Annotated in this window: 25 protein-coding genes; 7 read left to right on the forward strand and 18 right to left on the reverse strand. The window is 69.7% G+C overall.

What is annotated here, in order from left to right; translation table 11 throughout:
* Positions 1–80 precede the first annotated feature (80 nt).
* From NVV32_RS16495 to NVV32_RS16505, 3 genes are all read right to left on the reverse strand, one after another.
* Positions 81–647, reverse strand: coding sequence for a single-stranded DNA-binding protein (locus tag NVV32_RS16495; RefSeq protein WP_422390896.1), 567 nt, complete (start codon positions 645–647; stop codon positions 81–83).
* A gap of 60 nt (positions 648–707) precedes the next feature.
* Complete coding sequence (gene rpsF, locus NVV32_RS16500; protein ID WP_055766343.1) at positions 708–1,013, reverse strand: 30S ribosomal protein S6; 306 nt, start codon at positions 1,011–1,013, stop codon at positions 708–710.
* Positions 1,014–1,180: 167 nt separating this feature from the next.
* Positions 1,181–2,464, reverse strand: a complete 1,284-nt coding sequence (locus tag NVV32_RS16505; RefSeq protein WP_422390897.1) for a M18 family aminopeptidase — start codon at positions 2,462–2,464, stop codon at positions 1,181–1,183.
* Positions 2,465–2,683: 219 nt separating this feature from the next.
* Between NVV32_RS16505 and NVV32_RS16510 the strand changes: the two genes are divergently transcribed.
* Positions 2,684–3,328, forward strand: coding sequence for a TasA family protein (locus NVV32_RS16510; RefSeq protein WP_055766337.1), 645 nt, complete (start codon positions 2,684–2,686; stop codon positions 3,326–3,328).
* A gap of 142 nt (positions 3,329–3,470) precedes the next feature.
* Entirely contained in the window at positions 3,471–3,902 is a 432-nt protein-coding gene (locus NVV32_RS16515) for a hypothetical protein (RefSeq protein ID WP_055766333.1), read from the forward strand.
* Between the two features lie 15 nt (positions 3,903–3,917).
* On the opposite strand, the gene NVV32_RS16520 is transcribed toward NVV32_RS16515, so the two are convergent.
* The 10 genes from NVV32_RS16520 to NVV32_RS16565 all read right to left on the reverse strand — a co-directional run bounded on the left by NVV32_RS16520 (position 3,918) and on the right by NVV32_RS16565 (position 14,991).
* On the reverse strand, positions 3,918–4,616 hold the full coding sequence (locus NVV32_RS16520; RefSeq protein WP_422390898.1) for a response regulator: 699 nt from the start codon (positions 4,614–4,616) through the stop codon (positions 3,918–3,920).
* Positions 4,564–5,886: a sensor histidine kinase gene (locus NVV32_RS16525; RefSeq protein WP_422390899.1), complete on the reverse strand. Its 1,323-nt coding sequence runs from the start codon at positions 5,884–5,886 to the stop codon at positions 4,564–4,566. The genes NVV32_RS16520 and NVV32_RS16525 overlap by 53 nt, the downstream gene beginning before the upstream one ends.
* A 33-nt stretch (positions 5,887–5,919) precedes the next feature.
* Positions 5,920–6,795, reverse strand: coding sequence for an ABC transporter permease subunit (locus NVV32_RS16530; RefSeq protein ID WP_055766327.1), 876 nt, complete (start codon positions 6,793–6,795; stop codon positions 5,920–5,922).
* A gap of 2 nt (positions 6,796–6,797) precedes the next feature.
* On the reverse strand, positions 6,798–7,763 hold the full coding sequence (locus NVV32_RS16535; RefSeq protein ID WP_422390900.1) for an ABC transporter ATP-binding protein: 966 nt from the start codon (positions 7,761–7,763) through the stop codon (positions 6,798–6,800).
* 147 nt (positions 7,764–7,910) lie between these two features.
* Positions 7,911–8,696 carry an ABC transporter permease gene (locus NVV32_RS16540; RefSeq protein WP_055768982.1) on the reverse strand — a complete coding sequence of 262 codons (786 nt, stop codon included), beginning with the start codon at positions 8,694–8,696 and terminating at the stop codon, positions 7,911–7,913.
* An 86-nt stretch (positions 8,697–8,782) separates the two neighbouring features.
* Positions 8,783–9,778 (reverse strand): ATP-binding cassette domain-containing protein, encoded by a 996-nt coding sequence (locus tag NVV32_RS16545; protein WP_055766320.1) that lies wholly within the window; start codon positions 9,776–9,778, stop codon positions 8,783–8,785.
* Positions 9,779–9,810: 32 nt separating this feature from the next.
* Complete coding sequence (locus tag NVV32_RS16550; protein ID WP_055768980.1) at positions 9,811–11,016, reverse strand: MFS transporter; 1,206 nt, start codon at positions 11,014–11,016, stop codon at positions 9,811–9,813.
* A 98-nt stretch (positions 11,017–11,114) separates the two neighbouring features.
* The gene (locus tag NVV32_RS16555; protein WP_422390901.1) at positions 11,115–12,275 is read right to left on the reverse strand and encodes a hypothetical protein; all 1,161 of its coding nucleotides are present in this window, start codon (positions 12,273–12,275) and stop codon (positions 11,115–11,117) included.
* A gap of 224 nt (positions 12,276–12,499) precedes the next feature.
* Entirely contained in the window at positions 12,500–14,182 is a 1,683-nt protein-coding gene (locus tag NVV32_RS16560) for an ABC-F family ATP-binding cassette domain-containing protein (RefSeq protein ID WP_055766314.1), read from the reverse strand.
* 59 nt (positions 14,183–14,241) lie between these two features.
* Entirely contained in the window at positions 14,242–14,991 is a 750-nt protein-coding gene (locus NVV32_RS16565; protein WP_422390902.1) for a response regulator, read from the reverse strand.
* A gap of 110 nt (positions 14,992–15,101) precedes the next feature.
* On the opposite strand from NVV32_RS16565, the gene NVV32_RS16570 reads away from it, so the two are divergent.
* From NVV32_RS16570 to NVV32_RS16580, 3 genes are all read left to right on the forward strand, one after another.
* Positions 15,102–15,935, forward strand: a complete 834-nt coding sequence (locus NVV32_RS16570; RefSeq protein WP_422390903.1) for an alpha/beta fold hydrolase — start codon at positions 15,102–15,104, stop codon at positions 15,933–15,935.
* Between the two features lie 118 nt (positions 15,936–16,053).
* On the forward strand, positions 16,054–16,497 hold the full coding sequence (locus NVV32_RS16575) for a MarR family winged helix-turn-helix transcriptional regulator (protein WP_055766305.1): 444 nt from the start codon (positions 16,054–16,056) through the stop codon (positions 16,495–16,497).
* A 242-nt stretch (positions 16,498–16,739) separates the two neighbouring features.
* Positions 16,740–17,420, forward strand: a complete 681-nt coding sequence (locus tag NVV32_RS16580; RefSeq protein ID WP_422390904.1) for a GAF and ANTAR domain-containing protein — start codon at positions 16,740–16,742, stop codon at positions 17,418–17,420.
* A 193-nt stretch (positions 17,421–17,613) separates the two neighbouring features.
* On the opposite strand, the gene NVV32_RS16585 is transcribed toward NVV32_RS16580, so the two are convergent.
* Positions 17,614–18,591 carry a helix-turn-helix transcriptional regulator gene (locus NVV32_RS16585; protein WP_055766300.1) on the reverse strand — a complete coding sequence of 326 codons (978 nt, stop codon included), beginning with the start codon at positions 18,589–18,591 and terminating at the stop codon, positions 17,614–17,616.
* A gap of 102 nt (positions 18,592–18,693) precedes the next feature.
* Between NVV32_RS16585 and NVV32_RS16590 the strand changes: the two genes are divergently transcribed.
* Positions 18,694–19,161 carry a VOC family protein gene (locus tag NVV32_RS16590; protein ID WP_055766297.1) on the forward strand — a complete coding sequence of 156 codons (468 nt, stop codon included), beginning with the start codon at positions 18,694–18,696 and terminating at the stop codon, positions 19,159–19,161.
* Positions 19,162–19,234: 73 nt separating this feature from the next.
* Here the strand turns inward: NVV32_RS16590 and NVV32_RS16595 are convergent, their stop codons facing one another.
* Entirely contained in the window at positions 19,235–19,915 is a 681-nt protein-coding gene (locus tag NVV32_RS16595) for an SDR family NAD(P)-dependent oxidoreductase (RefSeq protein WP_422390905.1), read from the reverse strand.
* A 102-nt stretch (positions 19,916–20,017) separates the two neighbouring features.
* Between NVV32_RS16595 and NVV32_RS16600 the strand changes: the two genes are divergently transcribed.
* On the forward strand, positions 20,018–20,881 hold the full coding sequence (locus NVV32_RS16600; RefSeq protein ID WP_422390906.1) for a helix-turn-helix domain-containing protein: 864 nt from the start codon (positions 20,018–20,020) through the stop codon (positions 20,879–20,881).
* Between the two features lie 193 nt (positions 20,882–21,074).
* Here NVV32_RS16600 and NVV32_RS16605 read toward each other — a convergent pair whose 3' ends face one another.
* From NVV32_RS16605 to gcvT, 3 genes are read right to left on the reverse strand one after another with little or no spacing between them, the layout of a single operon-like run.
* Positions 21,075–21,899 (reverse strand): methylenetetrahydrofolate reductase, encoded by an 825-nt coding sequence (locus NVV32_RS16605; protein ID WP_422390907.1) that lies wholly within the window; start codon positions 21,897–21,899, stop codon positions 21,075–21,077.
* A 16-nt stretch (positions 21,900–21,915) separates the two neighbouring features.
* The gene (locus NVV32_RS16610; protein WP_422390908.1) at positions 21,916–23,289 is read right to left on the reverse strand and encodes an L-serine ammonia-lyase; all 1,374 of its coding nucleotides are present in this window, start codon (positions 23,287–23,289) and stop codon (positions 21,916–21,918) included.
* On the reverse strand, positions 23,286–24,419 hold the full coding sequence (gcvT, locus tag NVV32_RS16615; protein ID WP_422390909.1) for a glycine cleavage system aminomethyltransferase GcvT: 1,134 nt from the start codon (positions 24,417–24,419) through the stop codon (positions 23,286–23,288). Before gcvT ends, NVV32_RS16610 begins: the two co-directional genes overlap by 4 nt.
* Between the last annotated feature and the right edge of the window lie 2 nt (positions 24,420–24,421).

The following is a 24,421-nucleotide window of genomic DNA, read 5'->3' on the forward strand; positions in this document are numbered from 1 at the left end:
ACGATTCTGCGGGATGGGAGGTGCGAGTCACGGATCGTGACTTCGGCAGGGACCCGGGACCGGATCCCTGCCTGGAGAGCCTAGAAGGGCGGCTCGGAGTCGGCGCCGTTGCCCCAAGCCTGGGAGTTGTTGCCGCCGGCGGGTGCGCCCCACGGATCATCCGCGGGCTGCTGGGCCTGCTGGCCGCCGCCCCAGCCCGAGCCCGCTTGCGGGTTCGACCCGGAGTTGCCCCCGCCTGAGTTGCCGCTGAAACCACCGCCGCCGCCGTTCCCGCCGCCTGAGCGCTGGGTCCGGGAGACTTTCGCGGAGGCATAGCGCAGGGATGGACCGATCTCGTCCACCTCGAGCTCCATGACGGTGCGCTTCTCGCCCTCTTTGGTGTCGTACGAACGTGACTTGAGTCGGCCCTGGGCGACCACGCGGGTGCCCTTGGTCAGGGTCTCGGCGACGTTCTCCGCAGCCTCGCGCCAGACCGACGCGCGGAGGAACAGCGTTTCGCCGTCCTTCCAGTCGTTGGACTGGCGGTCGAACGTACGCGGAGTGGACGCGATGGTGAAGTTGGCAACCGCCGAACCCGACGGCGTGAACCGCAGCTCGGGGTCGTTCGTGAGGTTGCCGATCACCGTGATGACTGTCTCGCCTGCCATGGTGCCTCCTTGAGTCACTACCCGCCGGAGCGGGATGGATGGGTGAGGAATACGCCGAAACTACTCGGCGGAGACCTTCTGCTCCTCGGGACGGATGATCTTGGTACGCATGATCGTCTCGTTGAGGCTCAGCTGGCGGTCGAGTTCGGCAGCCACGGCCGGAGTCGCGGTGAAGTTGACGACGGCGTAGATGCCCTCGGTCTTCTTCTGGATCTCGTAGGCGAGGCGCCGACGTCCCCAGATGTCCACCTTGTCCACAGTGCCGCCGCCGTTGCGGACGACATTGAGGAACTTCTCGAGTGTCGGGTCGATGGAGCGTTCCTCGACGTCGGGGTCGATGATGACCATCAATTCATATGCACGCATGTGTGAACCCACCTCCTCTGGGCTGAACGGTCGCGGTCTTTCCGCAACAGGAGGTTCTTTAGCGTTGGTCCGGCCGCCGTCGACGATATGTACCGCCGCCCGGCTGTGGCACAGACGGATCAATAATACCGGACGAATGCAGAGCGACGAACTCCTGTGGACAACCGCTAGCGTCCGCCACGGAAGAAGGCGGTGGTCGCCGTCGCGAGGTGGCCGGGGTCAGCCACGCCGCACAGTTCGCGCGCCGAATGCATGGACAGCAGCGGGGTCCCGACGTCGACCGTCCTGATGCCGAGCCTCGTCGCCGTCAGGGGACCGATCGTCGAGCCACACGGCATGACGTTGTTCGAGACGAACTCCTGGTACGGCACGCCGCTGTCCCGGCACAGGGCGGCCCAGAACGCGGCTCCGGGAGCGTCGGTGGTGTAGCGCTGGTTCGCGTTGATCTTGAGCAGCGGGCCGCCGTTCAGGACGGGCAGGTTGGCGGGATCATGCCGTTCGGCGTAGTTCGGGTGCACGGCGTGACCGGCATCCGCGGACACGCAGAACGACGACGCCAGCGCGCGCAGCCGTTCCTCCGCGCCGGCTCCCAGGCCCAGCGAGATGCGCAGGAGCATGTCCTCGAGGAAGGGACCACTGGCGCCTGAGCGGGAACCGCTGCCCACCTCCTCGTGGTCGAACGCGGCGAGCACCGCGATGGGACCGTCCGCCAGGGGGCGCCCGGCCGCATCGATGATGGCGGTGAGTCCGGCGTGCACGGAGGACAGGTTGTCGAGCCGTCCGGACGCGAAGAACTCGTCCTGGGCGCCGAACACACGGGGCTCCTGCGTATCCGCGACGACGACGTCGAACCCGCCGACGTCCCGCGGGTCGACCTCGGCCCGGGCGGCGAGCAGGCCCAGCAGATCGGCGTCCGCGGGGTCGCCGAGCCCCCAGACCGGGTTCATGTGGCGCTGCTTGTCGAGCGCCAGACCATCATTGACGGCGCGGTCCAGGTGGATCGCGAGTTGCGGGAAGCGCAGCAGCGGCCCCGTCGCCACCAGGTGCTCGGTGCCGTCATGCAGGGTCAGCCGGCCTGCGAGCGCCAGCTCCCGGTCGAGCCAGGAGTTCAGGAGCGGACCGCCGTACACCTCGACGCCGGCCTGCAGCCACCCGTACTTCCCCGTGGTGGGCTTCGGCTTCAGCTTGAACGACGGCGAATCGGTGTGCGCTCCGAGGATGTGGAAGCCCGTCGTGGGTCCCGCCGTCGTCGGGACCGTCCAGGCGATGAGCGCTCCGTCACGGAGGACGAAGTAGCTGCCCGCCCCGCCCTCCCAGGCGTCCTGCTCCTCGAGGCGCCGGAATCCCGCCGCCGCGAGCCGCCTGCCGGCCTCGAAGACCGCGTGGAAGCTCGACGGCGACGCGGACACGTAGGCGCCGAGATCGGAGATGTGTGCGGGTGCAGGGCTCATCCCCCGATTCAACCAGATGCCGTGGAGGCGCGCGCTTCAGCCTGCCTTGACCTGTTGTTCGGTTTTGCGACCGGCTTCGGTTTTCCTTCGCCCGAGGTTCGCCCTGACCACACGGCACACTTCAGCCTGCTCGACCAGAGTTTCCACCAGAGGAACCGGGACCCACTGGGGGGACCGGAGACACCCACACCCGACACACTCAAGGAAAAAGGTCTCACCATGGCACGCACCGCTCGCTCCGCCCGCATCAGCATGAAGTCCACGTCCGGCAAGGTCCTCGCCTCCGTCGCACTGCTCGGCGTGGCAGCGTCGGTGGCCGGCCTCGGTACCTATGGTTCCTTCACCTCGACGACCTCCGCGAGCGAGACCGTCACCGCCGGCACCGTCGACGTCCAGCTCGGAGCAGCGGGCACCGCCGCGAACCGCCTGACCGTCGCCGCCACCGGCGTCGTCCCCGGGGACACCATCCAGCGCGCCGCGACCCTCACCAACGCCGGCAACCAGAACTTCGGCGGAGTCACGCTCAGCACCACGGCTGTGGGCACCGCGACCAAGCTCACCACCGACGCCGTCAACGGCCTCCAGGTGGCCGTCGACGCCTGCAGCGTCCCCTGGACCGAGGCCGGTACCGCCCCCGCCTACACGTACACCTGCGCCGGTACCGTCACCTCCGTCCTGGCGACCCGCCAGATCATCGGCACCGACGTCGTCCTCTCGAACCTGCAGTCGATCGTCAGCACCAAGGCCGACAACCTGCGCGTCACGGCCACCCTGCCCACCGCTGCGGACAACACGTTCCAGGGCCTCACGAGCACCGTCAACTTCGCCTTCACCGCCACCCAGCGCGCGGCAACCAGCCGCTGACCCTTCGTCCCGGCGCCCTGGTCCCCACGCCAGGACGCCGGGATCCCCGTACTCCCGCCGAGCGGCCCGCGGCCGCTCGGCGGATCACGCACCGACGGACGCCGACGCGGCACATCACCCATGACGCAGAGGAAGGACCACCATGAGCACCACCCGGACCGCCGTGCGCCGGATCCGCCTGCTCGTGCAGCTGGTCGTCGCCGTCGTCATCCTCACCTGGGTACCCACGATCGCGCAGGCTGCCTTCTCGGACGCGGCACGCGCCGACCTGAGTGTGGGCACCTACGCGATCCCGGCCCCAGCCGGCGTCACCGGAACCTTCAGCTGCACCTCGACGAAGCTCTCCATGACGGTCACCCTCACCGACTTCGGTGCCGTGGACCGCGCCACGGGCTACACCGTCACCCTGACCGCCCCGACCGGCCAGGTCACCACCAATGCGGTGCCGGCGAGCCCGCGGTCCACGACCATCACCCGCACGTCCACGACCGTGGGCACCTACACGTTGCGCGTCCGCGCGAACGTCGGCACCTGGACCGGTCAGAACCTCGAGCGCGTCCTCACCTGCCCCTGATCCGAGCGGTGGAGGTCAGGCCGGTCCGGGCACCACGATCCCGTTCTCGTAGGCGTACACCACGGCCTGCACGCGGTCCCGCAGATCGAGCTTCGTGAGGATCCTCCGCACGTGCGTCTTGATGGTGGCCTCCGAGAGGAAGAACCGGCCCGCGAGTTCCGCATTGGAGAGCCCTTCCGCGATCGCCTCCAGCACTTCACGCTCGCGTGGCGTCAGTTCGGTCAGGCGCCGGTCCGGCGTCCTCGTGGGGTGTGCGGGCGGCAGGGACCGCACATAGGTCTCGAGGAGGCGCTGCGTGACGCGGGGGGCGACGACGGCGTCACCGCTCGCGACCACCCGCACGGCGTGCACGAGTTCCTCCGGCGCCACGTCCTTCAGCAGGAACGCCGAAGCACCGGCCTGCAGGCCGGCGAACGCGTACTCGTCGAGGTCGAACGTCGTCAGGATGATGATGCGCGTGCCGGAGCCCGAGGCCGTGATCTGCCGGGTCGCCTCGATGCCGTCCCCGAGGGGCATCCGCACATCCATCAGCACGACATCGGGGGTGAGTTCCGTGGTCATCCGGACGGCCTCACCACCCGTGGAGGCCTCACCCACGATCTCGAGATCCGGCTCCCCCTCGAGGATGAGCCTGAAGCCCATGCGCAGGAGTGGCTGGTCGTCAGCGAGCAGAACCCTGATGGGCGTGCCCTCCGTACTGTGCTGCGTCGTCATCCTTCTCTTTCCCCCGTTGATGCCCCGGACCGCCGTCGGCGTCGGGAACCGTCAGTTGCACCTCGACGACCCAGCCGCCCGAGGATCTCGCCCCGACGTCGACCGATCCGCCGTAGATGGCTGCCCGCTCACGCATGCCCGCGATGCCCTGGCCGGAGCCGAGCGACACTGCGGGGTCCATCGCGCCCCGGCCGTCGTCGGCGACCCGCAGTGACACCAGGTGGCCCGTCCGGGCGATCGAGATGTCCACCAGCGTAACGCCCTTGCCGTACCGCAGGACGTTGGTCAGGGATTCCTGCAGGATCCGGTAGACCGTGAGCTGGAAGGCAGGGTCGTCCGGCAGTCTCGGACCGCTCGCGGTCACCCGCAGCGGCAGCCCGGCCGCCCGGAAGCCGTCGAGCAGGTGGGCGAGCGAACTCGACGCCGGCAGCGGCTGCAGGGATTCGCTCGCGGCTTCGGCCCGGAGGACCCCGAGGACGCGGCGCATGTCGGCGATGGCCGTCCGGCCCGTGCCGGACAGCTCCTTGAGCACGGCCGTGGCACGGTCCGGATCCCGTTTCATGACGACGGCTGCTCCGTCGGAGAGCGCCACCATGACGGTCAGGGAGTGGGCGACGACGTCGTGCATCTCCCGCGCGATCCTGTTCCGCTCCCCCGCCGAGGCGAGCTCCGCGTTGCGGGCAGCCCATTCGCGCAGCTCGCTCTCGTGCTCGCGGTCACGTCGGACGGTGACGCCGACCCCGACGGCGATCCCGAGGAAGATCACCACGAAACCGCTGATGACCCAGACCGCGCCCGGCGCTTCGGCGAACGCCTCGGCGGGGATGAGGAAGAGCGAGCCGACCGAGAGGATCGTCGCCGAGACCGCGGCGACGAGGGTGGTACGGAGCGGGTGGGCGACAGCGACGGCGTAGAGCGCGAACATCGCGGCGATTCCGCTGCTGCCCTCACCCATGGTCAGGATGCCGATGGGGACGTCGAGCACGGAGACGAAGGCGAGGACGACCAGGGGTCGGTCCCGCCGGAAGGCGAGCGCCGTCGCGGCGAGGACCAGCCCGGGCATCCCGAGCCATGACGCCTGGTCGACGATCAGGAAGAGCGCACTGGGCAGGGTGATCGCCACGAACACCAGGACCACGACGGCGTCCATGGCCCGCGGATACCTGCGGAAGAACCGCCGGACGGGACCCAGCCGGCGGGCATTGAGCTCGGTGAAGGAGACCGCGGCCGTTCGTTCCGCGGTCTCCCTCACCGAGGGGCTAGTGCTCATGACCGGGCGTCATGAGGTGGGACGGTCATCGTCCTAGATGTCCCGCTTCTTGGTCACCAGGAGGGACGCCGCCAGGAGGACGAGCGCCCAGCCGCCGAGGACCAGGGAGCCCTGCCACTGGTTCAGATCGCCGTCCTGGATGGTCGTGGCGACCATCTGCTCGCCACCCGAGCTGGGGAGGAACCGTGCCGCGTCAGCCACCCACTCGGTCCCGCCACCGAAGATGGCGACGAGGATGGGCAGGACGAGCAGCACGCCGATCGACGTGACCACACCGCCCGCGGTGTTGCGGATCAGTGTGCCGACGGACATGGCGAAGACCGATACGAGCGCGAGGACAGACCCTGTGTTGATGATGTGCAGCAGCGCACCGTCGGCGTCGAGGCTGAAGCCGAGTTCTGCGGTGTCCAGGATGGGCTGCGCGACGACGTACCCGATCAGGGCGGAACCTGCACCCACCAGGAACGAGACCGCAGCCATGATCAGCTGCTTGGCGAGCAGGGCGGACGTGCGGTTGGGCACGGCCACCATGGTGGACCGGATCATGCCGGTCCCCCATTCGGAGGCGATCAGCACGACCGCCAACGAGGCCATGAGCAGCTGACCGAAGATCAGTCCCGACCCGGGGATGTCACGGGAGATCTCCGCGGCATCCGGCGCCCCCTGCGCCTGCATCTGCGCAGCCATGTCGGGGTTGCTCTGGGCGTCGAACAGGAAGGTCGTCTGCCAGGCGAGGAGTGCTGCGATGCCCACCATGACGACGATCGTCGTCACGATCAGGATCACCGTCGAGGGCACCGTGGTGACCTTGATCCACTCGGACTTGAGGACACGGCCGAAGGTGACGCCGGGGAGCTGTTCCTGGCGCGGCCGCTGCCGGGCGGGAGCCTGTGGGGTCGATGTTGCCATGATCAGCGGCCTTCCATGTGCGCGGGGACCTGCTGCATGTCCGGCGTCGCCGGCGTGAGGGGCAGGTCGTGTGACTGGTATTCGACCTCGGTCTGGGTCAGTTGCATGTACGCGTCCTCGAGGGACACCTGCAGGGGCGTCAGTTCGTAGACGAGGACGCGTTCCCGGAGCGCGACCTCCGCGATGCGGCGGGGCTCGACGCCGGTGATCTCGACCAGCTCCGGTTCGAGGACCTGCGAGGTCACTCCTTCGCCGGCGAGGCTGCCGAGGAGGTCCTGCGGGCGATCGACCCGGACACGGACCCGGGCCTTGCCCTGCCCGTCGATGATCGACTGGATCGGGGCGTCCGCGATGATGCGGCCCCGCCCGATCACGATCAGGTGGTCCGCTGTCAGCGCCATCTCCGACATCAGGTGCGAGGAGAGGAAGACCGTGCGGCCCTCCGACGCCAGGCCCTTCGCCAGGTGGCGGACCCACTGCACGCCCTCGGGGTCGAGGCCGTTGACGGGCTCGTCGAGGATCACCGTGTGCGGATCGCCGAGGAGCGCAGCCGCGATACCGAGGCGCTGCCCCATGCCCAGGGAGAACCCGCCCACACGCTTCTTGGCGACGGATCCGAGCCCGGTGAGCTCGATGACCTCCCTGACCCTGCTGTCGGGGATGCCATGGGTGGCCGCCATCGCCCGGAGGTGGTTGTACGCGGAACGCTTGGTGTGGACGGCTTTCGCGTCGAGGAGGGCGCCGACCTCGCGCAGCGGCGCCCTGTGCTGGGCATAGGGCCGGCCGTTCACCGTCACCCGGCCACCGCTGGGGTTGTCCAGGCCCATGATCATGCGCATGGTGGTGGACTTGCCGGCACCGTTGGGGCCGAGGAAGCCCGTGACCTTTCCCGGATGCACGGTGAAGGAGACGGAATCCACGGCAGCCTTCGCTCCGTACCGCTTCGACAGGGCCTGTGCCTCGATCATGGTTCTTCCTTCGACTGGTGACGACACGGGAGCCGCAGACGCGGGCCCGGTACAACCAACAGTAGGCCTGGGGCCGGTGACGAATCACCGGCCCCAGGGATGATCACCGAGGAGTGCGCCGTACCCCTTTCGGACGACGGCGACGTGTCAGCGCGAGCTGATCGAGGCGAACTTCCGGATGCACAGGGGGACGAAGATCACGAGCATCAGGACGATCCCGACCATGACCGTGACCACGGCGTTCTGCATGGGCCACGCATCCGGCACCGGCACCGTCCCCGTGTTCCCGAACAGCTCGCGCACCGCCTGGACGAGCGCGGAGACGGGATTCCAGTTGGCGAAGGCTTCCAGGGGACCGGGCAGGGTGGAGGACAGGACGAACGCGTTCGAGATGAAGGTCAGCGGGAACAGGATCATGAAGGACGCGTTGTTGATGACCTCCGGCGATTTCACCGACATGCCGAGCAGCGCCATCACCCAGCTGAAGGCATAGGAGAACAGGAGGAGGAGCCCGATCCCGGCCAGTGCACTGCTCAGCGAGGTGTTCACCCGCCAGCCGACCAGCAGGCCCGTGCCCATCATGATGATCACCGAGAGCGCGTTGAGCACGAGGTCGCTGTTCGTGCGGCCGATCAGCACCGCCGACGAGCTCATCGGCAGCGTGCGGAAACGGTCGATGATGCCGTCCTTGAGGTCCTGCGCCATCGCCGATCCGGAGAACGTGGAGCCGAAGATCACCGTCTGCGCGAAGATGCCGGCCATGAGGTACTGCGTGTAGTCGCTGCCCTCCACCTCGATGGACCCGCCGTAGATCTGGCTGAACAGCAGCACGAACATGATGGGCTGCAGGATCGCGAAGACCAGCATGTCCGGGGACCGCTTGAGCTTGGTGAGATTGCGCTTCGTGACCGTCCAGCCGTCGGAGAACCACATGGCGAGTTCCGAGGGCGGTTCCACGCCGGAACCGGAGGGTGAAGCCTGCTGGTGCTCGGGCTGCCGGCCCTCGGGTGCCAGGACACTCATGCTGCCGCCTCCTTCTGGGTCGATGCGTCCTTGGTGTCCGAGGCCTCGGCGCGCCGACCGGTCAGCGTCAGGAAGACGTCGTCGAGGCTGGGCCGCCGCATGCCGGCGTCGTGCAGTTCGATACCGCTCTCGCCGAGGTCCGACAGGATGTACTGCAGCGCCCGCGGGCCGTCGCTCACGGCCACCTCGATGCTCCGTCCGTCGTCCCCGACGAGCGGCTCGCCGTCACCGTGCCGCCCGAGGATCTCACGGGCGGAGGCGGCGTCGGAGGAGTGGACCAGGGAGACCACGGCGCGGTGGCCGCCGATCTGCGCCTTCAGCTGGTCCGCCGTGCCCTCCGCGATCGCCTTTCCGCCGTCGATCACGGCGATGTCGTCCGAGAGCTGGTCCGCTTCCTCGAGGTACTGCGTGGTGAGCAGCAGCGTGGTGCCGTCGCGCACGAGGTCCTTGATGATCCCCCACAGGGAGAGGCGACTCCGGGGATCGAGCCCGGTGGTGGGCTCGTCCAGGAACAGGATCTTCGGGTTGATGACGAGCGCACCGGCCAGGTCGATCCTGCGACGCATGCCACCGGAGAACCCCTTGACCGGCCGGTTGCCCGCCTCGGTGAGCTCGAACTGCTCGATCAGCTCCTGTGCCCTGCGCTTCGATTCACGTGCGCCGAGGTGGTAGAGCCGCCCCACCATCTCGAGGTTCTCGAAACCGGTGAGGTTCTCGTCGACCGCGGAGTACTGGCCGGAGACGCCGATGATGCGCCGTGCGGCCTTCGGCTCGCGCAGGACGTCGATGCCGTCGATGTGCGCTGTCCCCGCCGTCGGCTGGATGAGGGTGGTCAGGATCTTGACGACGGTGGTCTTACCTGCACCATTGGGGCCCAGCAGGGCCTTGACCGTCCCCTGGGGGACGGAGAGATTCATACCGTCGAGAGCATGGACGGGCCCGCTCTTCGACGAATAGGTCTTCTTCAGACCTTCTGCCTCGATGATTGCCATGCATGAAGGGTAGGGCGATGCCCGCACTGTTCCTAGGGGTGCTGGTCAGAAGCTGTCCGCAATGCATCCTCGTCCTCGGGATCTCCGACGTCGGTGCCGCGCTCCCGCGCCGCAGGGGCGACGAGGAAGGATGCGAGGACCGCCACGCCCACCGCCAGCAGGGCGTTCCGGATCCCGACGACGTCTCCGAGGAATCCGATGAGCGGCGGTCCGGCGAGGAAGGCCGTGTACCCGATCGTCGAGACGACGGACACGCGCGCAGCGGCACGCTCCGGCTCGTCGGCGGCAGCGGACATGCCCATCGGGAACCCCAGCGCGGCGCCCGCACCCCACAGGATCGCGCCGGCCGCGGCGAGGGGGACGTTCGGTGCGAGGACGAACAGTGCGAGCCCGGCGAGGGAGGAGCCGAGGCTCGCCTGGAGGACACGCACCCGCCCGAAACGGTCGATCAGGGGACCGCCCACGAACCTCAGCGCCGTCATGGCCGCGACGAAGACCGCGAACATGATGGCTCCGGTGCTCTCCGACGTGCCGAGGCCGTCGACGCTGGCCTTGGCGACCCAGTCGTTCGCCGCGCCCTCGGTGAGGGCGGCGCCGAGGACCACGAGGCCGATGAGCAGGGTGCGGGGTTCCCCCCACGCCCCGAAACCGCGCGGACGTCCGCCGTCGGGCGCCGTGGCCGAGGCGTCCGGTGCCTCCTCCGGCAGGAAGGAGCGAGGCGTCCACAGGGAGACCGTAAGGCTGAGGACCGCGACCGCCACGAGATGGGCGGACAGTGTCACCTGGAGCGCGGAGAGGCCCGCGCCGACGAGCGCTCCGACGAAGGCGCCACCGCTGAACGCCGCGTGGAAGCGCGGCATGATGGTACGGCCCACGAGGCGTTCGACGGCGGCCCCCTCGATGTTCTGCCCCACGTCCCACAGGGCGATCCCGCACCCGAACAGGAACAGGCCGACGGCGACCACCGGGACGGACACGATGAACAGACCCAGCGCGACGGCGCCGGCGGCCAGCGCGGCGGCGGTTCCCCCGATGCGGACGGTGTTGGCGGTACCGAAGCGTGCAGCGATGATCCCCGCGAGCGGCAGGGACAGGACGGAGCCGACGGCGCCCACGAGCAGCAGGGCACCCATCTGGCCCGAGGCGAGGCCGAGGGTGGTGGAGGCTGCGGGGATACGGGCGGCCCAGCTCGCGAAGACGAGTCCGTTCAGCCCGAAGATGGCGTAGGTGGCGAACATGGCGGATCGGACGGCGGGCTTCACCTGATCAACCGTAGGCGGGACGATCACGAGCAACAAACGGGACACAGGCGGCGTGACGGAGGCCGGAGGATCCGTCAGCCGCCGGTCCCGGCGTCCGGATCGAGGTCCACGTCGAGCCCATCGGCGGATACCGTCACGGTGGCGGTGATCAGCAGCGGCTGCGGATCCTCCTCGCGGGTCCATCGTGCCGGTTCCCCGCGGTCGAACTCGATGTTGCGCTCGTACGAGAACGTGGCCTGCGCGTCGTGGCCCGTCAGCCGGTACACCCCGGGGTCGTAGCCCTTCTCGAGGGAGTAGGTCGGCGCACGGTCGAGGGTCCAGCGCGGAACCCGGACGTCCTCGGGGTCGCCGAACAGGAAGGACCGGTTGGGGCATCCTGCGGGAGCGGCGTCCGAACTCGCGATGCAGGCGTTCAGGAGCGCTTCGACCCGGTCCGCCGCCTCCGCCTCCGCGGCGGGTGTTGGAGCCGGCTCGAGCAGCACCCCGCCGGGCGCGAACCGAGGATCCACCGGAACCACGACCTGCTGCTCGCTGCCGTAGGACAGATAGGCGGAGGGCGCGGGCGGCGAGACGACATAGCGGCCGGGCAGGGCCGGCAGCATCACCGACCGCAGACCGGGGTATCGAGCAGCGCCGCCGGGGGGAAGCGCCAGGTCGACGCCGTTGACGGTGAGCAGTCCGAGCCTCTCGTCCACCAGGACGCGGATGTCCCGGAGGGGTTCCGGCCCGTCGAGCCTCCACTGGTCGAGCACGAGGGCTGTCCTTCCGGTGCGCGTCAGCTCGAAGGCGTACCGCGTCGCGGCGCCGTCCTGCATCAGGTCCACCGCCACCGTCGCCGTGTCCCCGAGCACCGTGACGTCCTGTACCTCGTACCCCGTCAGCCGGTCCTCGGCCGAGCGGTAGACGGCGTCGGACAGGAGGATCGCCGAGGCACCGTCACCGTCACCGTCACCGTCACCGTCACCGTCACCGTCACCGTCACCGTCACCGATCAGGGTGCGGGATCTCTCGGCGTCACCCGCGACGAGCGCATCCAGGTAGGCCTCGACGGCCCGGGCGGGCCCGAGGACGGTGTGGTTGACGAGGGCGACGCCGGTCACCGCGGCGACGACCACGAGCAGGAGGGCCGCCCCCGCGATCAGGGCAGGACGCAGGCGCCGGGCGCGGGTGGGTACCTCCACCGCGGTACCCGGGGTGGAAGCGTCGGGTGCAGGCGTCGTCGTCCCCGTGTCCATCGTCGCTCGCCCCCGTGTCCGCTGCGACGCCCTTCGGCGCCGTCGTTCACTGTACAAGGGGGCGCCGCCGGGCCCGGAAAGCCATCGGAAAGCCCGGCGTCCGGCGGATTCGCACAGGGTTATCCACCGAATGTGGATAACCCTGTGGAGAGCGTGTGGACGGGTGGGACCGGATGACCCGGTGCCGGCTCATGGCAGGGGGCGTGCCTGTGGAAACCGGGGCCTCACCGGGCCCGGACCACCCGGCTCTCGTCCCACACCGGCTCCTTGGTCTCGTAGACCTTGCCGTCGGAACCGAAGACGAGGAAGCGGTCGAAGCTCCGCGCGAACCAGCGGTCGTGCGTCACGGCCATCACCGTGCCCTCGAAGGAATCGATGGCACGCTCCAGTGCCTCGGCCGAGTGCAGGTCCAGGTTGTCGGTGGGCTCGTCGAGCAGCAGCAGGGTGGCCCCGGAGAGTTCGAGCAGCAGGATCTGCAGGCGGGCCTGCTGTCCGCCGGACAGGGAGTCGTAGGGCTGCTCGGCCTGCGGAGCCAGTCCGTAGCGGTCGAGGACGGCCGAGGCCGCCTCCCGTCCGAGCCCCGAACGGTGCTCGTCGCCGCGATGGAGGATGTCCACCAGTGTCCGGCCGAGGAGGTCGGGGCGCGAGTGCGTCTGCGCGAAGAAACCCGGTCGGATCCGCGCCCCGAGCTTCACCGAGCCCTCGTGCGGCACGGCCCTGATGTCGACGTCGGACACCGGCAGGTGCTCCTTGTCCGGATCCGAGCCGCCACCGGCCAGCAGGCGGAGGAAATGCGACTTCCCGGAACCGTTGGAGCCGAGGACGCCCACACGGTCGCCGAACCAGACCTCGGTGCTGAACGGCTTCATGAGGCCCGTCAGTTCGAGCTTCTGCGCGACGACGGCGCGCTTCGCCGTACGACCACCGGCCAGGCGCATGGAGACGTTCTGCTCGAGCGGGATGGCCTCGGGCGGCCCGGCCTCGAGGAACTTCGCGAGCCGGGTCTGCGCTGCGTGGTAGCGGTTGGCCATGTCGGAGCGGAACGCCGCCTTGTTCTTGTACATGTTGACGAGTTCCTTGAGCTTGACGTGCTCCTCGTCCCAACGCTTGCGCAGCTCCTCGAACCGCGCGTTCCGGTCCTCGCGTGCCTTCAGGTAGGTCTCGAAGCCGCCTCCGTGTGTCCAGGAGGACGCGCCGAGCGCCCCGGGTTCCAGCGTGACGATCCGCGTGGCCGCGTTGGCGAGCAGTTCGCGGTCGTGGCTGACGAACAGCACCGACTTCTTCGAGTCGCGGAGCTTCGCCTCGAGCCAGCGCTTGCCGGGCACGTCGAGATAGTTGTCCGGCTCGTCGAGGAGCAGCAGGTCGTCCGGGCCGGAGAACAGGGCCTCGAGCACGAGCCGCTTCTGCTCCCCGCCGGAGAGGGACGACGCCGCCCGGTACTGTGCACGATCGAACGGCACCCCGAGGGCCGCCATCGTGACCTCGTCCCACGTCGTCTCGAGCTCGTAGCCGCCGGCGTCCCCCCAGTCGGCGATCGCCTGGGCGTACGCCATCTGCGTGGGTTCGTCCTCGGCCTCCATCATGGCGAGCTCGGCGTCGTCGATCCGCTGCGCCGCCGCCGCGAGGACAGGCGGCGCGGCCGAGACGAGGAGGTCGCGGACCGTGGTGTCGTCGCGCACCTGCCCGACGAACTGCCGCATGATGCCCATGGACCCGGAGCGGCTCACGGAGCCCTCGTCCGGGATGAGGTCGCCGGCGACGATGCGCAGGAGGGTGGTCTTTCCGGTGCCGTTGGGGCCGATCAGGGCGGTCTTGTGTCCGTCGCCGACCTTGAAGGCCACGCCGTTGAGCAGCTGCCTGCCGTCGGAGAGGAAGTAGTCGATACCGGAGATGTCGAGGTGAGCCACCCTTCCAGTGTTCCACCCATGGACGGGGCGGCAGGACGGCCGGACCGAGACCGGACCCGTCAGCGCTGGGGTTCGCTCGGCATCATCCGGTAGCCGACGCCCCGCACCGTGCGGATGAAGCGGGGGTTGCTCATGTCCTCGCCGAGCTTCTTCCGCAGGTTGCGGATGTGCACCTCGACGAGGTGGTGGTCCTGGCTCCAGCCGTCCCCCCACACCCGGTTGAGGAGCGCCTCCCTGGTCCACACACGCTGGGCGCCGGTCATGAGGGTCTCGAGGAGGTCGAACTCGATGCGTGTCAGGGCGAGCTCCTGGCCGTCGAGCGTGACCACGCGGCCTTCCACGTCCATCAGCAGGTCGTTGTGGCGGAGCATCTCGTTGCCGTCCGGTTCCTGTGCCGGTGGCGCCGTCCCGGTCACGGCGGACGGACCCGTCCGGGGACGTCGGAACATCGCGGAGACGCGCGCCGAGAGCTCCCGGGGGCTAAAGGGTTTCCCGATGAAGTCGTCCGCGCCGGTCTCGAGGCCGATCAGTCGATCGATCTCGTCCTGGCGCGCGGTCACCATCACGATGTAGGCATCACTCACGGCGCGACACTGGCGGCACACCTCGACGCCGTCGAGGTCCGGCAGGTTGAGGTCGAGGGTGATGAGATCGGGCCGGTGTTCCTTCAGCGCCGCCAGGCCAGCGTGCCCGGACGCGGCCTCGATGACGGTGAAACCGTTCATCCGCAGCGTGACCGCCAGCAGCTCCCGGATGTCCGGATCGTCCTCGACGATGAGCGCGCTACGCTGCGACGGGGGAACGGACATGATCCAAGAATTCCACAGATCGGCTCCGCGGAGGACGGGACCGGCGATCCGGCCGGCTATTTGCCAGGCGCGGTGCAGTGACGGCGGCCGTGCCGCCATAGAATCTTCGGATGCCCTCGACCCTTCTCCGTACGGTGCAGATCCGCGGATACACGATCACCGTGCGGACGACGCCGGGCCCCGCCGGTCCGGCCCGGTCCCGATCCCCCTATGTCCTGGTGCACGGGCTCGGCATGACACACCGCTACCTGGACCGCCTGCGCGCGGAACTCGCTTCGGACGCCGACGTGCACGCGGTCGACCTGCCCGGCTACGGCCGGGACCCGCGACCCCGTACCCGGCTCGGCATCGAGGACCATGCGGCCCTGATCGTCGAGGCGCTGGACCTGCTCGGCATCCCGCCCTGCATCCTGGTGGGGCACTCGATGGGCGTGCAGTTCGTCACAGCCGCCGGCCTGCGTGCACTTACGTCCGTGCGGGGCGTCGTCCTCATGGGGCCGGTCGTCGACCGGCGCCGACGTACCGTCCTGCAGCAGGCGGCGTCACTCGGCCGTGACACCCTTCGGGAGAGCGCGGGCGCCAACCTGATGGTCTTCGCCGACTACCTGAGGACGGGCCTGCGCTGGTACGTGCGCCAGCTCGGACCGATGCTCGAATACCCGCTGGAGCGCGCCGTGGAGCGGCTGGAATGCCCCGTGCTGGTCCTGAGGGGGAGCCGCGACCCGGTAGCCCGACGGCGGTGGTGCCACGAACTCGCGGACCGTGCGCAGGACGGCTTCTGCGTCGAGATCGACGGGGAGCAGCATGTGGTCCAGCACTCCGCGGCGGACCGGGTGGCCGCGGAGATCGTGGCGTTCGCGCGCCGTCGACTGCCAGTGGCCGAGCCGATCTTGCCGGAAGCTTCGGGCGGCACGAGGGGAAAACTTGAAGATCGAAGCGCATAGTAGACGTATTGCAGCTGGTCCCGTCCTGCTTCACCGACCGCCTGCAACGACACGACACCCGGCCGGCGCTGGTCAGCAGTACCGGCCGGGTGTTCCAAAGCTTCTGGAGGAACATCGCATGTCTGAACTGGAAGAGTGGTCAACCAGCCGCCTGCTCACCACGGCAGCACGTCTCGTCGACCACGCGTGGAACGAGAGGCTGCTCGACATCGGGATCACCCATGCGGGCTACACGACCCTCGGCGTCCTGTCCCGCCAGGGCACCATGACGGGGGCCAAGCTCGCCCTCGCCGTCCACGTGCAGGCCCAGACGATCGGCAAGACCATCGAGAAGCTCGAGCGGCAGGGCTTCATCTCCCGCATCCGCGACAGCATCGATCGCCGCAGCCAGCGCATCACCATCACTCCTGAGGGCATCGATGCCCTGGCGAAGGCCGAGGACATCGAACGCACCCTGATGGTGGGGGAGGGCCTGGAATCCTTCGAGCTCCGCAGCCTCCTTCGTGGCATCATTGGTGAACTCGCCCCGCAGCGCCAGAAGCCGGCAGCAGCCGTCGTCTGACCCGCGGGTCCCGCAGATTTCTCAAGAGAACGGAGAACGGCCGCCCCTCGGGGCGGCCGTTCTGCCGTCGCTCATGCGGGAGCAGGGCCGCTTCCACGTGACCGCGGGCCGCGGGTTCGTCGACGTGGCCCGCGGAGGCCTCCGAGATAGCTAGACAGACTAGCGATCTATCGTAAACTGACCCGGTAAACGACGATCAGCACGGGACGGCGGCAGCAGCCGCCTCCGAATTGCAGGACCTCATGCTCGGCAATGAGAGCGTCGACCAGTTCCTCGAGGACCTCGCAGGCCTCTCCTCGCGGATCCTCGGCGGAACGGTGGAAGTGCAGTGCGGGGTCACGTACCAGCACCGGAGACTCGCCACCACCGTCGCGTGCAGCAGCGACGAGGCGAGGGTGCTCGACGAGATCCAGTACGGCTTCGGAGATGGTCCCTGCCTGCACGCGATCAGCTCCGGCAGCACCGTGGTGGTCGACGACGTCCGCACCGACGGCCGGTGGCCGGACTACTTCGAAGCGGTGGCGAACCGCGAGTACTACTCCATGATGGGCGTGCCCCTGGTCCTCGGTGCCGACAGCGGAGCGGCGCTGAACTTCTACGCGGCGGCCCCCAGCACCTTCACCAGCACGACGCAGGAGCTCGCCGAGGGTTTCGCGGCCCAGGCAGCCAAGGCGCTGCAGATGGTGCTCCGGGTCTCGAAGCACGCCAACACGTCGTCGGACCTGAAGGCCGCCATGGAGTCGAGGACCACCATCGACATCGCGATCGGCATCATCATGGGGCAGAACCGCTGCACGCAGAGCGAGGCCTACGACATGCTCAAGCGGGCCTCGAACGCACAGAACGTGAAGGTGCGGGACATCGCGGAGCGGATGGTCAGCGGTATCTCCAGCTCGCCCGCCGAGACCCACTTCTCGGACTAGGCACCCTCCAGCCCGACGGGACCAGCGACGGGAACAGCGACAGGGCCGGCCGGACAGGACGCGCACTACGGTCCGACGGAACAGCGGCAGGGCCGGTCCGGCAGGACGCGGCCGCCCAGCGAGCGGATGGACACGACGCCGACAGGACGGTGGCCGCCCAGCGATGGTGGACGGTGGCGGGACGGCGGACGGCTCAGGCAGACGTCGCCCGGTTCCGGTCCGCGAGCACCCGGAAGGCCGCGACGAGCTCGGGTGGCCCGACCACCCGCACGTCCGTGTCGAAGCGGTTGAGGGACGCTGCGAGCGCCACCCAGGACCACGAACCAGCGCGCAGGCGGCAGGATGCCGGCCCCAGGTCCTCGACGACGCCGTCTCCCGCGAAGGGCAGCACCTCCCCGGCCGGCCGACCGAGGACCACCGTACCGACGCACGGCCAGCCGCCACCGTCCGCCGCCCCCGTGAAGCGTCGGGACACGAACCCGGCGACTCCCCCGTCCGGCAGCTCTCTCGGTGTGAATCGGGGCCCGGTCGGCAGCTTCGGTGTGGTCCGGTCCGCCCTGAAGATGCGCCAGTCCTCGCGCTCGAGGTCCCAGGCGACCAGATACCAGCGTCCGCCGTGCGTCACGAGGTGGTGCGGTTCGACCCGGCGCGGGCCGTCGCTCCCCTGCGGAGCCGCCGAGGCGGCACCTGCATAGTCGAAGCGGAGGACCTGCTGCGCACGGACCGCGGCGGAGAGTGCGAGGAGCACCTGCGGAGTCGGAGGATCGGGGACGTCCCTGCCGCTGGGCGGCAGCGCGGTGAACTCGAGGGCGTCGAGCCGCGGGCGCAGGCGTGCAGGCAGGACCTGCCGGACGGTGGCGAGGGCCCGCAGTGCGGCCTCGCCGACGCCCGGCTGCGATGACACCGCACTCCGGAGTGCCACGGCGAGCGCCAGGGCCTGGTCGTCGTCGAACAGCAGGGGCGGAAGGGTGCTGCCGGCGTCGAGCCTGTACCCGCCGTCCGGCCCCATGGTCGCCCTGATGCTGTAGCCGAGCTCCCTCAGCCGGTCGACGTCCCGCCGCACCGTGCGGTGGCTGACGCCGGTCCGTTCGGCGAGGAGCGCTCCGGGCCAGTCCCGCCGGGTCTGGAGCAGGGAGAGGAGGGTGAGGAGGCGGGAACTGGTCGTGGCCATGCTCCGATGGTAGGCCGAGTGCAGGACCGAAACCGTCCTGCACTGCTGCGACGGTGGTGTCACCGGGAAAGGCCCGGCATCCTCGACACAGGGAGTTCCTCGATGAGCATCACCGTCACCACCCACCTCAATCTCCATGGCACGGCCCGCGAGGCCCTGGAGTTCTACCTCTCGGTCTTCGGTGGCGAGAGCACCATCACCACCTACGGTGACCTCGGGATGCCCGCCGATGCACCCGATGCCGGACGCGTGGTGTTCGGGCAGGTACAGGCACCCGGCGGCTTCCGCCTGATGGCCTATGACGTCCCAGGGGCGTCGGGGGCCTCGGCGACGACGGCCGGCTCGACCACCCGCTCGAACGGCATGACCCTCACGGAGCAGCCCTTCTTCGTCTCGGTGCGAGGGGACTCGCTGGAGGAGGTCCGGCGCTACTGGGAGGGGCTGTCGGCCGGGGGGACGATCGTCGAGGACCTCGCGGCGTCGGCCTGGAGCCCCGGCTTCGGGATGGTGACGGATTCCTTCGGCGTGACCTGGATCCTCGACGTCGCCGGGGAGGCGCGCGCCGACTGAGGGCCGCCCGCGGCGAGCGGTCATCCCGGGCCGTCCGGACTGGCCGCCCACCGCGAAGGGCGGTTGCCTGCGGTCAGTAGTCGATGCGCCCGCGCCGGTCGTGGAACTGCCCCGTCGGGCCCGAGGCCTCGAGGCTTGCGAGCATCACCGTGGCGTCCGTACCCTCCGTCACGGTCTGGTGGCCGCTGTGGTGGTTGACGTCGGTGTCCGTGTAGCCGGGATCGCTCACGTTGACGCGGAAGCCGGGCAGGTTCTTCGCGTACAGCACGGTCAGGGCGATCACCGCGGCCTTCGACGCCGCGTAGGGGATGGCGAGGACGCCGGATTCATCGGTGCCCTCGGTACTGAGCAGGCGCGGCCAGCCCACGCCCGAGGCCACGTTGACGATGACGGGGGCGTCCGACGCACGGAGCAGCGGCAGGGCGGCCTGGGTCACGCGGACGAGTCCCACCACGTTGGTGTCCAGCACCGCGCGAAGGGCTTCCGCGGAGAGGTCGTCGACCCCGAAGGAGGTCCCGAGCACCCCGGCATTGTTCACCAGCACGTCGAGGCGGGGCAGGGACGCGATGGCGGCATCGACGCTCTGCTGGTCGTCGACGTCGAGCTGGACAGGATGGGCGCCGATGGCGCGGGCCGCCGCACCGGTCGCGGTGTCCCGCATCCCGGCGTAGACGGTGTGGCCGGCCTCGACGAGGCGGCGGGCGGTCTCGAGTCCGAGGCTTCTGTTGGCCCCGGTGATCAGTGTGGTTGTCATGTCCTCAAGGCTCTCCCGGCACCGGCCGGTGGCAAAGGTACCGCTCGACGGTAGGACCGGCAGTACCACCCTCTCCGCGCCGTGGCACGGGAGGATGGGTGCATGAGTGAATTCGCCAGTGTCCTCCGCTCGTGGCGCAACCGGCTGACCCCGGCCGAGGTCGGACTGCCCGGGGGGTCCGGCCGTCGCAGCCCGGGGCTGCGGCGGGAGGAGCTCGCCGCCCTGGCGAACGTGAGCGTGGATTACGTGGTGCGGCTGGAGCAGGGGCGCGCCACCCATCCGTCCCCCCAGCTCCTGAACGCGCTGGCCATCGCGTTGCGCCTCGACTCCGGCGAGCGTGACCACCTGTACCGTTCCGCCGGCGCGGCACCACCGTCACCCGCCGTCGTACCGCACCACATCACGCCCGGGGTCCACCGCATCATCGACCGGCTGGGCGACGTGCCCATGGCGGTGTTCACGGCGACGCACGACATCCTCCTGTGGAATCCGCTCTGGGCGGCGCTCGCCGGCGATCCCTCCCGGCTCGTCGGGATGGAGCGCAACCTGGTGTGGCGGTACTTCACCACGGGCCACGACGGCGTCGAGTTCGACGAGCAGCACGAGGAGGAGTTCTCCGCCGACCTCACGGCCGACCTGCGCGCCGCCATGGGCCGATATCCGCAGGACCGGGGGCTGCAGCGCCTCGTGTCCCGGCTGCGGGCCACGTCGCCCGAGTTCGAGCGGCGGTGGGCGGAGGCCCGGGTGGCCGAGCACCGCGCCAGCCGCAAGACCGTGACCCGCACGTCCGTGGGACCCATCACCGTGGACTGTGATGTGCTGACGGTACCGGGCGGGGACCTGCGGATCGTCGTCTACACCGCGGTGCCCGGCAGCGAGGACGAGGCGAAGCTGGACCTCCTGCGGGTGATAGGGCTCCAGGACCTGTCGTCCGGGTTTGCAGGGAGCGCGACCGCCGCCGGCTGACGCTGCCCGGATCCGCCGGCAGGACGGTCGCCGTCCCTGATGCCTCGTCTCCTCGCTGTGTCGAACGCGCGCCCTCCAGCCCGCACGACGGCGGACCCGCCACCCGGAGCGGGCAGAGGGCGGACCCGAGGGGCACCTCTTGCGCGTCGCCTCCGTGCCGACGGCATCGAGCTGTTCGGCGGGGTGGTCGCCTTCAGGAACCCGGTGCGACGGGTCCCACGAGACCCGAGTCGGCCAGTTCCGCGAGGTCGTTGAAGCTGTAGAGGTGCAGTCCCGCATAGCCGGCGCCGTCGAGGGCCTCCACCAGCGGCGCCGGATCGTAGGAGGCCGAGGTGACCAGCTGCCGCAGCACCGAGCCGGAGTTCGAGCCGCCGGCCGAGCGTTTGAGGAAGCCCAGCGACTGCCCGACGCCGATCGATCCCGCGAGGCGCAGCAGGCGGCTCATGCGCACGGGACCGGGGATGCCGGCCCACACGGGCAGCGTGATGCCTTCTGCGCGGAGCTTGGCGGGGAAGGTCCGCACCGTGTCCGGGTCGAAGCAGAGCTGCGTGACACACCAGGAAGCGAGATCCTGCTTGGACCGCAGCGTGGTCAGGAGGGCGTCCTCCGCCGTCGCCGGGTGCCCTTCGGGGTAGACGGCGATCCCCATGCGCAGGGCACCGCCCGAGAGCCCCGCGACCTCCTCCATGAGGGCGCCGCTCCAGACGTAGGGGCCTGCGGCCACCGGCGCGTCGCCGCCGATGACGAACACGTCCGTGATCCCGGCGTCGAGGCACCGGCCCACGTGATCGCCGAGCTCCGTCCGATCCGCCACCGACCGCGCGGCCAGGTGCGGGACGGCCGTGTACCCGGCAGCGGCGAGCTCGACCGCCAGGTCCACTGCTGCCCGCGGACCGTGCTGGGGCAGGCAGGTGACAGTGACGGTCGCGGGAGCGGGAAGGTGCGCGCGGAGCTTCTCCACCAGGTTCTCCCCGGGGATCACCTCGACGCGGACGGGCAGGTCGGGCAGGACCGTCACAGCGTGCCGACCGTCCTCAGCATTCCACGACGTTCAGGGCCAGGCCGCCGCGCGCGGTCTCCTTGTACTTGTCCATCATGTCCGCGCCGGTGTCCCGCATGGTCTTGATCGCGACGTCCAGCGAGACGTGGTGCTGCCCGTCGCCGCGCACCGCCATGCGGGCAGCGGTGATGGCCTTCATCGCCCCGACGGCGTTCCGCTCGATGCACGGGATCTGCACGAGACCGCCCACGGGATCGCAGGTGAGCCCGAGGTTGTGCTCGATCCCGATCTCCGCGGCGTTCTCCACCTGCTCGGGCGTGCCGCCCAGCACTTCGGCGAGGGCACCCGCCGCCATGGCGCAGGCAGAGCCGACCTCGCCCTGGCACCCGACCTCGGCGCCGGAGATGGACGCGTTCTTCTTGAAGAGGGAGCCGATCGCCGTGGCCGCGAGCAGGAACCGGACCACGCCGTCGTCGTCCGCTCCCGGCACGAAGTCCACGTAGTACTTGAGGACGGCGGGGATGATGCCTGCCGCGCCGTTGGTCGGGGCGGTGACCACACGGCCGCCCGCGGCGTTCTCCTCGTTCACGGCGAGGGCGAACAGCGTCACCCACTCCATCGTCCCGAGGCGGTCGTTCGGATCGTCCGCCTTCTCGAGCAGCTGGCGCTGCCGCTCAGCCCGTCGCCGCACGCTCAGACCGCCGGGGAGGATGCCGCCCGTGGTGGTCCCCCGACGGATGGTGTCCTGCATGACGGACCAGATCTCCAGCAGCCCGGAGCGGACGTCCTCCTCCGAGCGCCAGGAGAGCTCGTTGGCGAGGACGACGTCGGAGAAGGACCACCCGGTGGCACCGCAGACGCCGAGGAGCTGGTCCGCGGTATCGAACGGATGCGAGACGGGAACGGGCTTCAGCACGGCGGTCTCCGAGCCGATCTGGTCCTCGTCGAGGACGAAGCCGCCGCCCACCGAAAAGTATTCCCTCGTCTGCATACGATCACCGGCCGCATTGTATGCCGAGAAGCGCATGCCATTGGTGTGGTAATCGAGCCGCTGCCGCCGGTGCAGTAGCACGTCGGTCTCCGGATCGAAGGAGATGCGCCTCTCCCCGGCCAGATGCAGGGACCTGCACTCACCGATGTAGGCCACGCGGGCGTCGGCCGATGTCGGGTCGACGAGGTGCGGCTGGTCACCCTCGAGGCCGAGGAGCACGGCCTTGACGGTTCCGTGGCCGTGACCGGTGACGCCCAGCGAGCCGAACAGGTCCACCTGCACCCGGTGCACATCCACGAGGAGCCCACTGGTGCGGAGCAGATCGGTGAAGAGGTAGGCGGCGGTCATCGGTCCGCCCGTGTGGGAGCTGGAGGGTCCGATCCCGATCTTGAAGAGGTCGAAGGCGCTGATCGTCACTGCGCTGGTCCGGCCGGTTTCTCCCGCTTGTAGAACGGGGTCGGGATGACGGTGAACGGTTCCGGACGTCCGCGCAGGTCGACCTGCACCTCGGTGCCGATGGCCGCGTGGGCCGCGTCGACATAGGCGAGCGCGACGGGATAGCCGAGAGTGGGACTCGGCAGGCCGGACGTGACAGTACCGACCGGCACACCGTCGACGACGACGTCGTACCCCGCCCGCGCGGACCGGCGGCCGACCGCCCGGAGGCCCACCAGGCGGCGCGCCGGCTCCACGGCCTTCAGCGGCTCCAGCACCGCCCGGCCCACGAAGTCGTCGGCCTTCTTGGTGCTCACCACGGGGCCGAGCCCCGCTTCGAAGGGGTTGGTGTCCAGGCCGAGCTCGTGCCCGTAGAGGGGCATGCCCGCCTCGAGCCGCAGTGAGTCACGGGCTGCGAGCCCGCAGGGCAGGAGCCCGTGGGCGTCACCCGCCCGGAGTGCGGCGTCCCAGAGCCGCACGGCGACGTTGCTGCCGATGAAGATCTCGAAACCGTCCTCGCCCGTGTAGCCGGTGCGCGCCAGCAGGACGGGCAGCCCGGCGAGTTCCAGCTCGACCGACGCGTAGTACTTCAGCTCGCGGATCAGGGCACCGTCCTCGGGACGGGCGAGATCGAGCAGCACCGCCTCGGCCGTCGGTCCCTGGACCGCGATGAGCGAGGTCGCCTCCGACTGGTCCTCCACGGCAACGTCGAAGCTGTTCGCACGGATCCGCAGGGCCTCGGCGACCACGGGTGCGTTGGAGGCGTTGGGCACCACGAGGAAGGAGTCCTCGGCGAGCCGGTAGGTGATCAGATCGTCGATCACGCCACCCTCCGCGGTGCAGATGAGCGAGTACTTCGCCTTGCCGACCGCCATCACCGCCAGGTTGCTGACCAGCGCGTAATTGAGGAACTCCGCGGCCTGCGGCCCGGTGACGAGGACCTCCCCCATGTGGGACAGGTCGAAGAGACCGGCGGCCTTCCGGACGGTGTGGTGCTCCTCGAGTTCGCTGCGGTACTTCAGGGGCATCTGCCATCCGCCGAAGTCGGTGAAGGACGCCCCGTGGGCCTCGTGCTGGGTGTAGAGGGCGGTGTGCTTGCTCTGCTCGCTCATGG

Source organism: Arthrobacter sp. N1 (assembly GCF_048288285.1).
Taxonomy (GTDB): Bacteria; Actinomycetota; Actinomycetes; order Actinomycetales; family Micrococcaceae; genus Arthrobacter_D.

Excerpts from the sequence above, each read along its gene's own strand:
- NVV32_RS16495 (WP_422390896.1), bottom strand. The coding sequence starts at position 647 with ATGGCAGGCGAGACAGTCATCACGGTGATCGGCAACCTCACGAACGAC.
- rpsF (WP_055766343.1), bottom strand. The coding sequence starts at position 1,013 with ATGCGTGCATATGAATTGATGGTCATCATCGACCCCGACGTCGAGGAA.
- NVV32_RS16505 (WP_422390897.1), bottom strand. The coding sequence starts at position 2,464 with ATGAGCCCTGCACCCGCACACATCTCCGATCTCGGCGCCTACGTGTCC.
- NVV32_RS16510 (WP_055766337.1), top strand. The coding sequence starts at position 2,684 with ATGGCACGCACCGCTCGCTCCGCCCGCATCAGCATGAAGTCCACGTCC.
- NVV32_RS16515 (WP_055766333.1), top strand. The coding sequence starts at position 3,471 with ATGAGCACCACCCGGACCGCCGTGCGCCGGATCCGCCTGCTCGTGCAG.
- NVV32_RS16520 (WP_422390898.1), bottom strand. The coding sequence starts at position 4,616 with ATGACGACGCAGCACAGTACGGAGGGCACGCCCATCAGGGTTCTGCTC.
- NVV32_RS16525 (WP_422390899.1), bottom strand. The coding sequence starts at position 5,886 with ATGAGCACTAGCCCCTCGGTGAGGGAGACCGCGGAACGAACGGCCGCG.
- NVV32_RS16530 (WP_055766327.1), bottom strand. The coding sequence starts at position 6,795 with ATGGCAACATCGACCCCACAGGCTCCCGCCCGGCAGCGGCCGCGCCAG.
- NVV32_RS16535 (WP_422390900.1), bottom strand. The coding sequence starts at position 7,763 with ATGATCGAGGCACAGGCCCTGTCGAAGCGGTACGGAGCGAAGGCTGCC.
- NVV32_RS16540 (WP_055768982.1), bottom strand. The coding sequence starts at position 8,696 with ATGTGGTTCTCCGACGGCTGGACGGTCACGAAGCGCAATCTCACCAAG.
- NVV32_RS16545 (WP_055766320.1), bottom strand. The coding sequence starts at position 9,778 with ATGGCAATCATCGAGGCAGAAGGTCTGAAGAAGACCTATTCGTCGAAG.
- NVV32_RS16550 (WP_055768980.1), bottom strand. The coding sequence starts at position 11,016 with ATGTTCGCCACCTACGCCATCTTCGGGCTGAACGGACTCGTCTTCGCG.
- NVV32_RS16555 (WP_422390901.1), bottom strand. The coding sequence starts at position 12,275 with ATGGACACGGGGACGACGACGCCTGCACCCGACGCTTCCACCCCGGGT.
- NVV32_RS16565 (WP_422390902.1), bottom strand. The coding sequence starts at position 14,991 with ATGTCCGTTCCCCCGTCGCAGCGTAGCGCGCTCATCGTCGAGGACGAT.
- NVV32_RS16570 (WP_422390903.1), top strand. The coding sequence starts at position 15,102 with ATGCCCTCGACCCTTCTCCGTACGGTGCAGATCCGCGGATACACGATC.
- NVV32_RS16575 (WP_055766305.1), top strand. The coding sequence starts at position 16,054 with ATGTCTGAACTGGAAGAGTGGTCAACCAGCCGCCTGCTCACCACGGCA.
- NVV32_RS16580 (WP_422390904.1), top strand. The coding sequence starts at position 16,740 with ATGCTCGGCAATGAGAGCGTCGACCAGTTCCTCGAGGACCTCGCAGGC.
- NVV32_RS16585 (WP_055766300.1), bottom strand. The coding sequence starts at position 18,591 with ATGGCCACGACCAGTTCCCGCCTCCTCACCCTCCTCTCCCTGCTCCAG.
- NVV32_RS16590 (WP_055766297.1), top strand. The coding sequence starts at position 18,694 with ATGAGCATCACCGTCACCACCCACCTCAATCTCCATGGCACGGCCCGC.
- NVV32_RS16595 (WP_422390905.1), bottom strand. The coding sequence starts at position 19,915 with ATGACAACCACACTGATCACCGGGGCCAACAGAAGCCTCGGACTCGAG.
- NVV32_RS16600 (WP_422390906.1), top strand. The coding sequence starts at position 20,018 with ATGAGTGAATTCGCCAGTGTCCTCCGCTCGTGGCGCAACCGGCTGACC.
- gcvT (WP_422390909.1), bottom strand. The coding sequence starts at position 24,419 with ATGAGCGAGCAGAGCAAGCACACCGCCCTCTACACCCAGCACGAGGCC.